The sequence below is a fragment of the Alkalibacterium putridalgicola genome (genome assembly GCF_040959045.1).
Lineage (GTDB): Bacteria > Bacillota > Bacilli > Lactobacillales > Carnobacteriaceae_A > Alkalibacterium > Alkalibacterium putridalgicola.
The window spans coordinates 1,218,642-1,230,617 of record NZ_CP162615.1 but is presented as its reverse complement, the minus strand read 5'-3'; the positions used below and the strand labels follow the sequence as shown (position 1 = coordinate 1,230,617).

The following is an 11,976-nucleotide window of genomic DNA, read 5'->3' as shown; positions in this document are numbered from 1 at the left end:
ACCATATTATAACGATTTTAGTGAGTAATTAAGATAACAAAGCAACGACATTCTTTGCGGGAGTGTTTCCGTCTTCCCTTCCGGCGTAAAGAAAATCTTTCCCGAAAAACTAATCTATCGGGAAAGATTTCAGCAGAAGCATCCGCTTACGGTTTCAAAACGATCTTAATGTTGTTGTCTTCTTTTTTATCGAAAATATCATACGCCACAGAAGCCTGTTCCAGCGGCATGATATGCGTGATGATGTCCATCGGATCGAGTTCTTCCTTCATGATCATGTCATACAACTTAGGCATCAGATGCGGGACCGGACACTGACCGGACTTGACCGTGATGTTACGTGAGAAAATCAGGTTGAGCGGGAAGTTCGCTGCCGGGGTCAGATATACGCCGGTGATCATGATCGTACCGAATTTCTTGACCGCGATACTTGCCATTTCGATCGGGCTCGTGGTTCCTGACTGGGCAGAAATCAGATTGGTCACTTTTTCTATCTTTCGCTGCTTACCGTCCATACCGACACAGTCGATAACGACATCGGCACCGCCGTCGGTCATATTTTTCAGGGCAAAGCTGGGAAAGTCCACTTCGTCAAAGTTCAGGGTCTCAACGCCTATTTTTTCAGCCGCATAATTCAAACGATGGGTCACGTGATCCACAGCAATGACGCGTTTAGCTCCTGCCAATTTTGAAAATTTCTGAGCCAGAAGGCCGACCGGTCCGCACCCCAGGACGATAACGGTGTCCCCTTTCTTTACGCCGGCATGTTCCACACTCCAGAAAGCTGTCGGAACGATATCAGACAGGAAGAGGACTTTTTCGTCGGGCACAGAGTCATCAGGGATCTTGAATGAGGTCTGGTCTGCATAAGGGATACGCATGAATTCCGCTTGTCCGCCGGGGTAATCACCGTTCAACTTGCCGAAGCCGAACAGGCCACCAAAGTCTGACTCCGGATTCTTGTTGGAATTGTCACACTGGCTTTCCATATCATGGGTACAGTAGTGACAGTGTCCGCAGCTGACATTGAACGGGACCACGATCCGATCGCCTTTTTTGAGGGTCTTCACTTCGGGTCCTACTTCTTCCACGATCCCCATTGGTTCATGGCCGACCACATAATCTTTATCAAGGAGCATTTTCCCGTGATGATAAAGGTGCAGGTCAGAACCGCAGATCGCTGTAGAAGTGACGCGGATGATCACATCGGTCGGGTCTTTTATCGTCGGGTCGGGAACAGACGTAACTTCCATTTTCTGTTTGCCTTGAAACGTAACTGCGCGCATAACACTTTTCCTCCTTTAAATTTTGTATACACTAAGAATTTAGCACTATATTAAGATGATTAAAACTGATAGCCCCTGAAGACAGAAAAAAACCCCGCCGTCTTACTCTCTGATCGCGAAAGGAAGACGGCGGGGCTTTATATAGAAATTATTTTTGATAGGTGATTTTTCTTAACGGGATCGTGACCAGTGGAGCGATAATGGCAGCGGCGATCGCTTCTGCGACACCGTTCGTTCCGACTATCACACCCAGCGCGCCAATCAGATTACTCATGTCGACATCGATAGCCTGTGCATAAGTCTCTCCGTAAAAGAGATAAATGAACAGCAGGACGAAAACGGTGTTCGTAAAGGAGCCGACGACAGACGCACTCGCCAGGGCCAGTTTGTCTTTTTCCGAGAAGAGACGTTTAAAGAAGGCATACGCCCAGCCGGTAAAGAGACCGATCAGTATGCGCGGAATCACCGCGATCATGGGATTGGTCCACAGTAATAGATCCAGCGGTGAGGCCGGCATCGTATAGGCACGGATCATTCGGGTCACGCCCCAGATACCGCCGATGATCATGCCGTCTGTCGTGCTCATCGTCAAGGTGGCGACGATGACAGTGATATGAATAATGGTCGGATTCAAGGGAGGGATCGGGATGTTCCCTAAGAAGGGTACAAAGTTCTGAATAAGAATAATAGCCGTCAGTATACCAAGCAGAGCAATACGACGGGGTTTAGATTTTTTGCGGTTCAATGTCATAACGTTACCTCTTTCTGTCTGGATCAGTTTCAATATGCAGAGATCAGTTCATACGGTTGGTCATGCTTCGGTTCAGTCGTCCGAGTAACACGGTCAGCATATGCGCTTCCTCTTCGGTCCAACCGGAAAGGATATTCTGAAATTTCTCCTCCAGCTGGGTGTGATAGTTTTTGAAGACCTCACTGGCTTTGTCGTTCAGTTTGAAATAAACATAGCGTTTATCGGTGCCTGCCGTTTTGGTGACCAGTTCTTTCCGCACTAACGCGTTCATCTGGCGACTGACGGTCGATTTATCCAGACGGCTTTTCTTTGTGATTTCTTTCAAAGTCATTTCATCGTCACCGATCAGTTCGATCAGATTGATGGTTGAATGGGACAGTCCCAGTTCATGCAGCAAATGATCGGTCAAATATTTATAGTGATGATTGAATTCGGTTACTTTTTCCAGTAATTGAAGTGATTTCTCTGTGCTTTCCATGATACCCCTCTTTCTAAAGTCGTTTATTTGTATACGTCAACTATAGCACGATGTCCGTGAATGAGCAATGAAAAGATGAAAGTTGGTATGGCCTATTATTTAATGCTATACTGAAAAAGAGTTTTTTATAGATAGGAGTGACGAAATATGTCTTTTGACGGCTTATTTGTCTATGGTTTAAGAAATGAATTAGAAGAAGAACTGAGTGGCGGACGCATCACAAAGATCCAGCAGCCTTATGATAATGAAGTGATCCTGCGTATCCGTGCCAACCGAAAAAATAAATCCCTGCTGCTGTCCGCTCATCCTCAGTATGCAAGGGTCCAGCTGACAGATATCCCTTTTGAGAATCCTGCTCAGCCACCTAACTACTGCATGGTCCTCAGGAAGTACCTGGATGGCGCAATCATCGAAGCGATCGAACAGAAAGAGAATGACCGTATCCTGACCTTCACCTTCAAGCGACGCAATGAACTGGGCGACACGGAATACCTTAACCTGATCGTTGAGATCATGGGTCGGCACAGTAATGTCCTGCTCGTCAATACAGAAGACAATAGACTGGTGGACGCGATCCGTCATGTCCCTTCGAGTCAGAATACTTACCGCACTCTGCTTCCCGGAGCTGAATACAAAGAAGCCCCTAGTCAGGACAGGAAAAATCCGTTTGACTATGACGGACCTTTTCCAGTTGCGGACCTAGACTATAAGGATAAAGTGAAGTGGATCCAGCAGACGTTCCAGGGCTTCGGTAAAGATTCAGCTAAAGAACTGGCGTATCGGATGGACACGCACACCGATGATGCACCTGGAGCCGTCTTTCAGCACTTCATGGCGCCGTTTAAATCCAATAAGCTTGAACCGACCTTGACGCGAGACGGACAGAAGGAATACTTTTCTCCCCTGCCTTATCTGCATCTTGATGGTGAAAAAATCCCATTCGGTTCTTTGAGTGAACTGATGGACCGCTATTACCAGAACAAGGCAGAACGTGATCGTGTCCACCAGCAGTCGAATGATCTGAGTCACCTCGTTAAAAACCTGTATCAGAAGGACAAGAAAAAGATCCAGAAACTGAAGAAAGAGCTGCAGCAGACCGAAAAAGCTGATGAGTATAAAGTGAAAGGCGAAGTGCTGACGGCCTATCTTCATGAAGTGAATCAGGGCGACGACAAGATCACCCTTCCAAACTTTTATGAAGAAGAAGCACCGCTTGAAATCGATCTGGACCCGCAGAAAACACCGGCTGAAAATGCCCAGTACTACTTCTCGCGCTATCAGAAGCTGAAGAGTGCCAAGAGTCATTTAACAAAACAGTTGAAATCGACCCGCCACGAACTGAATTACTTTGATACCCTGCTCACGCAGCTGTCCATCGCCTCCACCTCGGACATCGAAGACATTCGCGACGAACTGCGGGAAGGCGATTATCTGAAGAAGAAAAAAAGCAAGAAAGACCGCAGAAAGAAAAACAAGAAATCCAAACCGGAAGCCTTTGTTTCGTCAGACGGCATCAGTATCTTGGTCGGCAAGAACAATACCCAGAACGACGAACTGACGCTGAAAAAGGCGCACAAAAAACACTGGTGGGCTCACGCTAAGGATATCCCAGGATCCCATGTAATCATCGAGGACGAGGATCCGTCCGAAGAAACGATCGAGGAAGCCTGCGTACTGGCAGCTTATTACAGCAAGTATCGCCTGTCCTCTTCCGTTCCGGTGGATGTCGTCCAGGTCAAGCACATCAGAAAGCCTAACGGAGCCAAACCCGGCTATGTCATTTATGAAGGTCAGTCGACCTATTACGTGACGCCGAGTGATGAGAAAGTCCGCGAACTCAAACCAAAAAGCTAAATGAGGAAAGCCGTATTCAGGTGAAATGAACCTGAATACGGCTTTTTCACTTTTGACTGAATTTTTAGGGTCGAAACTGGCCCGGCCAGTTTCATCAAAATTAGTTTTTAAGTGGAAGATACACGCTGCGAGCGCGTATCGCCATCATACAGAGCAGGTAAGTGGTGTATTCGACAAGTTAGATTTGATTTAAGTGCTCAACCTGTCGAAGTTGCCGTTATTCGGTAAGTAGTTGCAGGATCTGCTCCTCTACTTACCGAAGTCAGTATGGTTTCGACACGTTGAGATCAAGAAATGCATCCTACTTACCGAATAGACAGTTCTTCGGTAAGTAGCGCGTTACAAAAACATCCTATCTACCGAACAGTGCCCAACTTCGACAGTTTGGATCCATTCAAAGCTTCTAACTTACCGAAGAATGCCCTTTTCAGCACTTAGGAAACTAAACGGCAATCCTACTTGTCGAATACAGACTTTATATCTGAAACATGGATATAATAAATAATAATTGCCCCTTAGTCTCTCAGTCTCTCAAAAAATAATTGTTACATAGCATTTTGATAGATGCGATCCCTACAAGTACTTGATCATTAAAAAAAAGCAGCAGCCCAGTAACGTATCTCTGGACTGCTGCTCGTCTTTATTCAATTAGTTACTGAGTGATTATTTTTCCTCTTTAAGTGGTTTGTAGACTAAGACGAATGCAAAGGCTGCTGCAGCTGCGATCATACCAAACAGTAAGATCGAGTTGGATTCGATACCCGTTTCAGGCACGTCCTCTTCTTCCATATCTACTTCCTGCAGTTCAAAGTTTTCAGGAACGAGGACTGTGTCGATCACGTGAATCACACCATTTGTTGCTTCGATGTCTGTGTCCACGATCATTGAGTCATTTACCATAGGGTCACCGCTTAAGTCGAATGTCAGCATTTCTCCATTGACTGTTTCAGCTTCCATACCGTCAGTTAAGTCACCGGCCAAAACTTTGCCAGGTACAACGTGGTAAGTCAAGACGTTTGCCAGATCTGGTTGAGCCAGCAGTTCTTCAGCTGTAATGTCTAATGCGGCCAGTAAGTCTTCAAAAGCTGCATTGGTTGGTGCGAAGACTGTGAAGGGTCCTTCACCCTGAAGGGTTTCAACAAGTTCAGCTTTCTGTAATGCAGAGACCAAAATACTGAAATCATCGTTCCCTAAAGCGATCTCGACGATGTCCTGTTCTCCATCTACATGATTGTCAGCAAATGCGGTTGGGGCGAGAGCAAACGTGAGTGCGAAAGCGATTACAAACGACAAAAATCCTTTGACAAATTTTGACATGGTGACACTCTCCTTCTCTGGTATAAGATGGTAAAATTGACTCAACAACTTTACAACCCTATAAGAAAGATATAAAATAACAGAGTCAATTCTAAACACCTCGAATTAATGATAATTTGTTAATCTTTTTCAAAGGAGGGATCGCGATGAAAAGAAAAACACTTCTGCTTGCTTTGGCGACAGTGTTTCTGCTGCTTCTCAACCTAAGTATCCGTTCACATTTGGAACAATCCTCTACGGCCGACGTCCCTCCTCCAACTACTGATATCAGTATCAGTGAAACGCGACCAACCGAAGCCTCGATTTTTCCGGTGGAGACGTCTGAACCAGATGAGCCTGTTCCAGGATCCAACGCATTTTCCTTCCTGGCCAACCCGTCAGCCGACTATTATGAACTGAATTCAGATTACGTGGGCTGGCTCAAAATCGGTGGAACCGTCATCGACTACCCTGTCGTCAGAGGACAGGATAATGAATTCTACCTGGAACACGACTTTTATAAAGAGGAACATATCCTGGGCTCGATTTTCATGGACTACCGCAATGTCGGGATGGGCCTGGACGACCACACTATTTTATATGGTCACTACACCCAGACCGGACTGATGTTTGCAGACCTGGAAAAGTTCATGACAGAAGACTTTACCAAAAAGAATCCGACGATCAGTTTTCAGGATCCGTACACGGATCGTACGTATAAAATCTTCTCCGTTCACATCGCGTCCGCCGGTTCCGACTATATAAGGACCTCTTTCGAAGATAACGAACTGAAAACGTACTATGAAAAGTTAAAAGCTGACTCAGCCTACCCTATCGAATCGGAATTCAAAGAGGATCAGAAACTGCTGACCCTGATATCCTGTAACTATTCGGTCGATGACGGTCGCGTCTATGTCCATGCATATGAAGTCACAGATTAAGTAATAAAAAGATGCCCGTGAGTTTCGAATCCTCACGGGCATCTTTTTATGTGTACTGATTAATCCGGCTTGATGATTTCTACTGCATCTTTGCCGTCATATTCTTTCATGGAGACTTTGACTTGCTCCTGTTTTGATGTCGGGATGTTTTTCCCGATAAAGTCAGCTTTGATCGGGATCTCTCTATGACCTCGATCCGTAAGTGAAGCGACCATGATTTTTTCCGGACGTCCCAGATCGATAACAGCATCCATGGCGGCACGGATCGTTCGTCCAGTGTAGATGACGTCGTCCACTAAAATCACAACTTTACCTTTCACGTCAACAGGGAACGCCTGACCTTTGACTTCCGGATCTTCCACTTCCTCGGGAAAATGTCGGTCATCGCGGTACAGCGTGATGTCCAGTTCTCCTACAGGCACGGCCTTGCCTTCGATCTCTTCGATCTTCTCGGCGATCCGTCTGGCGATGAACACCCCTCGTGTTTTGATCCCCGCGAGGATAAGGTTGTCGGTCCCTTTGTTCCGTTCGATGATTTCATATGAGATACGAGTCAATGCACGGTTCAGTGCCACGGCATCGAGAATAGATACGATTTTTGACATCAGTCAGTCTCCTTTCACTTTTTTAACGTCGTCTTACCCAGTCAAGTGTTTCATTAAAGTCATCCGGCAGGGGTGCTGTGAATGTCAAATGTGCCCCAGTTCTGGGATGGACGAATGACAAGGATGCGGCATGAAGGAACTGCCCTTCCCCTTCCAGTGTTTTTCGAGGCCCATACAAAGGGTCACCGGCCATACGGTGACCGATATATTCCAGATGCACGCGGATCTGATGTGTGCGTCCAGTTTCCAGATTCAAACGCAGCAACGTATATTCGCTGAAACGCTCGATCACTTCAAAATGAGTCACGGACTCTTTGCCGCCTTGAATGACGGTGAATTTTTTACGATTTTTCGGGTCTCTGCCGATCGGGGCATCTATGGTCCCTTTGTCGTTTTCGATGACGCCATGGACTAAAGCGATGTATTCCCGTTTGGCTGTCTTCTCCTGCAGCTGTTCAGCCAGCTTTTCGTGAGCCAGATCGTTTTTAGCCACCATCAAAAGACCTGAGGTGTCTTTATCGATACGGTGAACGATGCCGGGACGGATTTTTCCGTTGATCCCTGACAGATCTTTCACATGATACAACAGCGCATTGACCAGGGTCCCGCTTGCGTGACCGATAGACGGATGGACGACCATGCCGGATGCTTTATTGACAACAACGACATCGGCATCTTCATAAACGATATCGATGGCGATATCTTCCGGCTGTGCGTCGATCTCTTCCGGCTCTTTCATCGTGACATGGATGATGTCTCCGTTTTGGATCTTGTAGTTTGCCTTTGCTTCTTCGTCGTTGACAGTGACCAGACCCTCTTTGATCCAGGACTGGACCTGACTGCGTGAATGTTCGTTTAATTCGTCACTCAAGAATTTATCCAGGCGTCCGGTTTCATTTGATATGTGAAATGTTTTTGTCTTATCCATTTAATTCTTTCCAACTTTCTTCTGTCTGTATTCTTTCCATTCGTCAAAGAACAAGTAAATCACCATCAATGTCACACCTATGGTCAAAGACATATCCGCCACATTGAAGATTGGAAAATCAATGAACTCGACGCGGATCATATCGACCACATATTGAAGGAACAGCCGGTCGATGAAGTTCCCGACAGCCCCACCCAGGATCAGACTCAGCGAAAAGGCAAAAACCTTGTTCTGTCTACCGTAAGTCTGCATGTAATACACGATGACACCGATAACGATCAGGGTGACGATATAGAAGAAAATCATCTGACCTTCCAGCATACTCCAGGCCGCACCCGTATTCTGGTAATAGGTGAAGGATAAAAAGGAAGGAATGACTTCCAGTGTTTCATGTAAGGGGATGTTTTGAACAGTCAGGTATTTCGTGAACTGATCGATCCCGACAATAATAAGTGAAATTATATAATATATCAGCATAGTGAACTCCTTTATTAGTGAACTTTCTATTATTGTACAATATTTTCGAGTCAAAACCTACCTTGATTTACTTATATCCATATAAATCTCAGGATAAAGAGCTATTTCTTTTACAATATTATTAGATTAGAACAAAATCTGTATAAAAGCGTTTTATTTACGGTAAATATTTGCTATACTCTACAAGATACTTTAAATTATAATTATGAGACTAAACTGCTAAAGGAGATTATTAAATGACAACTAAAAAGTGGGTCCTTCTCTCACTCTCAGCGGTGCCGATCGTACTGGCCGGCTGTGATTCAGAAAACCTGGGCGAAGTGCAGGAAGCGACAACTGAAATCGAACGCATCACAGATGAAGCGGTGGCAGATATCAATCAACTGGCACAAACAGAGACCGAGCTGCAGAAACTGTTCAGTGAAACCCTTGAAACAGATGAGGAATTAGCGACACTGCAGGATGAATCGTCCCCTGTCTTTGAAAATATCACTGCAAGAGAAGAAATCTTAGCCGATCTGGAAGCCGTGGAAAATGATATGGAAGCTCAGCAGGAGATCCTGGCAACTTATGACGGCGAAAGCCTGGATCAGGAACAGATCCAAGGAGTCGATACGGTCGTGGACGATTTTGAAGAAAGTCTTTCCACTTATGTCGACTCTTATTATCAAACCTTAGAAGGTGAAAGAGAATTCTTTGCGGAGATCTCAGATGAAGAAGCCACATACGACGACTTTGTCAATGGCATCGAAACACTCAATGAAGAACGTGAAAGCTTGAGAGAACCATTAATGAACCTGGATGAAATCCTTGTCGATCTGGACGAACGCTTGTCTGAACTGCAATCGTCTATTGAAACTGAACTCAGCGAAGAATAAGGAGACTGACTGATGAAAAAACTGATACTCTCTACCCTGCTTGCTTCCACCCTTGTTTTGACGGCCTGTGAAGCGGCAGAAAGCGAAGAAACCCCAGAAACTGACGAAGAAGCGACACAAGAAGATGTTTCCGGCGAAGAAGTCTCAACGGAGACAGACGACGAAATGTCTGACGAAGAAACAGAAGAACTGGAAGAAAATACTGATGAAGAATCAGATGAAGATAGTGAAGTGGTGGAAGCGCCCGAATACTTATATGAAGTAAGTGACAATTTTGCCTACATCAATGTGCTGGATGGCAAAGAGGCCAACAAGAAGGTCGCCCTCTTGACCTATGATGATGCCCCGGACAAGCATGCGGTAGAAATCGCACGCGTTTTAGCTGAAAAAGATGCCCCGGCGATTTTCTTTGTCAATGGGATGTATCTTGAAAGCGATGAAGGCAAAGACATGCTGAAGGAAATCCATGAAATGGGCTTTGCGATCGGGAACCATTCCCACACGCATCCAAGCCTGCCTTCTTTATCTGAAGAAAAGCAGAAAGAAGAAATACTTAAAACCAGTGACCTAGTCGAAGAAATCATCGGCGTACGTCCCCGTTTCTTCAGAGCTCCTTTTGGCCAGAACACCGATTACTCTAAAGAAGTGGTCAAAGAAGACGGTATGGCGCTGATGAACTGGACATACGGTTATGACTGGGAAGCCGATTATCAGAATGCCGAGGCTTTAGCTGACATCATGACCAATACGAACCTTCTCGTATCAGGGTCCAACCTGCTCATGCATGACCGGGAGTGGACCAAAGAAGCCACCCCTGCTATTATCGACGGCTTGAGAGAAAAAGATTACGAACTGCTGGATCCAGAACTGATCCAGTCTGGAGAAAGCGAAAGCGAGGAAATGAGTCATGACTAAATTACTGAAAAAAACGTTCATGGGTTCTGCGGCTGTCTTAGCCTTAAGTGGGATCGCCAATACAATTGTCCATGCGGATGAATCTTCGGAAACCGAAGCTGTGGAAACGACCTACTTAACGGTCAACACGGAACCTTTACTTAGGGTACCTGAAACATTCCCAAGTCAGTTCAAGTATGACAGTGGCGTTGATATCGCCTATCCCGAAGATGGGGTCAAAGGTGTATTCGTTACGGCTCACTCTGCCGGTGGTGCGCGCATGGAGCCGTTGACCAATTTGCTTAATTCAACTGACCTGAACGCGATGGTCATTGATATAAAAGAAGACAATGGCGATATTACGATGCCGCTCGAATCTGACCATGAACTGGTCAATAAGTTTTCCACTAACTGGATCGATCCGGAAGGCTTGATGTCTCATCTAGAAGAAAACGAGATCTACCCGATCGCTCGTATCGTCGTCTTCAAAGATTCGCGCCTGGCTAAAGAACGTCCTGATTTGTCCTTCAGAAATCCTGACGGCTCTGTCTGGTCAAACCGTGCCGGCCACAGTTTCGTCAACCCCTTCCAGAAAGAAGTCTGGGACTACAATGTTGAAATTGCTAAACAGGCAGCGATGATGGGCTTCAAAGATATTCAGTTCGACTACGTCCGTTTCCCTGAAGGGTTCGAACTGCGTGATGAAGAACTCGATTATTCCCGCGGCGACTACGCAGGCGATGATATGGATAATGTCCAGCAGCGTGTGGAAGCTGTCACGGACTTTGTTGCGTATGCCAGAAAAGAACTGGAAGCTTTTGATGTCGATGTATCTGTCGATATTTTCGGCTACTCAGCAACCGTACCGGAAGCTCCCGGCATCGGTCAGAACTTCTCCCGTATTTCCGAGAATGTCGATGTCATCTCTTCGATGATCTATCCGAGTCACTGGGGTCCCGGTTCACTCGGCATAGCTAAACCCGATCTGGAACCTTACAATGTTGTTGCCAACTATATGGACCATGAGAATGAAGTTTTAGATAACCTTGGCGAAAAAGCGCCGGTCTCCCGTCCATGGATCCAGGACTTTACTGCTTCTTATTTAGGCTCCGGCTGGTATAAGAACTATGGTGCTCAGGAAGTGAGCGAACAGATCCGCGCCCTGAACGATTACGGCGTCAATGAATTCCTGCTCTGGGACGCTGCCAACACTTATTCTGAAGGTGCACAATACAGTTTCGACTAAATGTAATGCTATAAGGAAAGCTGAGACCTCGGTCTCAGCTTTTTTCTTGGATTAAAAACTTCAGGTTTCTTCTTTCCTCACTTTTAAATAGCCCAAAAACACTGCCATGATAATCCATGCGGTCCTGATTAGGCTAAAGCCTAATCATTCATTATAGATTGGGCGGATTTGATAACTCTCACAGCAACTCGGGGCGAGTCTGATCACTGAGATAGGGTTATCAATCCTTATAATAGGAACTCGTGATGGTCCTTATTACTGAATTAAGGTTATCAGACGTTATAGTAGTAACTCAAAATGAAAAATGACACTGAATTCAGGTTATCTGTCGTTATAATGGCA

The 11,976-nt window shown here is 45.7% G+C and carries 12 protein-coding genes; 5 read left to right on the top strand and 7 right to left on the bottom strand.

Going from position 1 to position 11,976, the window contains the following annotated elements:
- Positions 1-146: 146 nt before the first annotated feature.
- The 3 genes from AB4027_RS05750 to AB4027_RS05740 all read right to left on the bottom strand — a co-directional run bounded on the left by AB4027_RS05750 (position 147) and on the right by AB4027_RS05740 (position 2,515).
- Positions 147-1,286, bottom strand: a complete 1,140-nt coding sequence (locus AB4027_RS05750) for a zinc-dependent alcohol dehydrogenase (protein WP_368646367.1) — start codon at positions 1,284-1,286, stop codon at positions 147-149.
- 148 nt (positions 1,287-1,434) lie between these two features.
- Complete coding sequence (locus AB4027_RS05745) at positions 1,435-2,037, bottom strand: ECF transporter S component (protein WP_091487289.1); 603 nt, start codon at positions 2,035-2,037, stop codon at positions 1,435-1,437.
- A gap of 43 nt (positions 2,038-2,080) precedes the next feature.
- A complete protein-coding gene (locus AB4027_RS05740) occupies positions 2,081-2,515 on the bottom strand; it encodes a MarR family winged helix-turn-helix transcriptional regulator (protein ID WP_091487288.1) in 435 nt (144 codons plus the stop codon).
- A gap of 147 nt (positions 2,516-2,662) precedes the next feature.
- Between AB4027_RS05740 and AB4027_RS05735 the strand changes: the two genes are divergently transcribed.
- The gene (locus tag AB4027_RS05735; RefSeq protein WP_368646366.1) at positions 2,663-4,369 is read left to right on the top strand and encodes an NFACT RNA binding domain-containing protein; all 1,707 of its coding nucleotides are present in this window, start codon (positions 2,663-2,665) and stop codon (positions 4,367-4,369) included.
- Between the two features lie 663 nt (positions 4,370-5,032).
- On the opposite strand, the gene AB4027_RS05730 is transcribed toward AB4027_RS05735, so the two are convergent.
- A complete protein-coding gene (locus AB4027_RS05730) occupies positions 5,033-5,686 on the bottom strand; it encodes a fasciclin domain-containing protein (RefSeq protein ID WP_368646365.1) in 654 nt (217 codons plus the stop codon).
- Positions 5,687-5,832: 146 nt separating this feature from the next.
- Here AB4027_RS05730 and srtB point away from each other — a divergent pair, with 146 nt between their 5' ends.
- Positions 5,833-6,606, top strand: coding sequence for a class B sortase (gene srtB / locus AB4027_RS05725; RefSeq protein ID WP_368646364.1), 774 nt, complete (start codon positions 5,833-5,835; stop codon positions 6,604-6,606).
- Between the two features lie 59 nt (positions 6,607-6,665).
- Here srtB and pyrR read toward each other — a convergent pair whose 3' ends face one another.
- From pyrR to lspA, 3 genes are read right to left on the bottom strand one after another with little or no spacing between them, the layout of a single operon-like run.
- Positions 6,666-7,211 carry a bifunctional pyr operon transcriptional regulator/uracil phosphoribosyltransferase PyrR gene (gene pyrR / locus AB4027_RS05720; protein WP_368646363.1) on the bottom strand — a complete coding sequence of 182 codons (546 nt, stop codon included), beginning with the start codon at positions 7,209-7,211 and terminating at the stop codon, positions 6,666-6,668.
- 22 nt (positions 7,212-7,233) lie between these two features.
- Positions 7,234-8,139: an RluA family pseudouridine synthase gene (locus AB4027_RS05715; RefSeq protein ID WP_368646362.1), complete on the bottom strand. Its 906-nt coding sequence runs from the start codon at positions 8,137-8,139 to the stop codon at positions 7,234-7,236.
- Complete coding sequence (gene lspA / locus AB4027_RS05710; RefSeq protein WP_368646361.1) at positions 8,140-8,616, bottom strand: signal peptidase II; 477 nt, start codon at positions 8,614-8,616, stop codon at positions 8,140-8,142. It abuts the gene before it with no gap.
- Positions 8,617-8,852: 236 nt separating this feature from the next.
- Between lspA and AB4027_RS05705 the strand changes: the two genes are divergently transcribed.
- From AB4027_RS05705 to AB4027_RS05695, 3 genes are read left to right on the top strand one after another with little or no spacing between them, the layout of a single operon-like run.
- On the top strand, positions 8,853-9,494 hold the full coding sequence (locus AB4027_RS05705) for a YkyA family protein (RefSeq protein WP_368646360.1): 642 nt from the start codon (positions 8,853-8,855) through the stop codon (positions 9,492-9,494).
- 12 nt (positions 9,495-9,506) lie between these two features.
- Positions 9,507-10,409, top strand: a complete 903-nt coding sequence (locus AB4027_RS05700) for a polysaccharide deacetylase family protein (protein ID WP_368646359.1) — start codon at positions 9,507-9,509, stop codon at positions 10,407-10,409.
- On the top strand, positions 10,402-11,634 hold the full coding sequence (locus AB4027_RS05695; protein WP_368646358.1) for a putative glycoside hydrolase: 1,233 nt from the start codon (positions 10,402-10,404) through the stop codon (positions 11,632-11,634). Before AB4027_RS05700 ends, AB4027_RS05695 begins: the two co-directional genes overlap by 8 nt.
- Positions 11,635-11,976 lie beyond the last annotated feature (342 nt).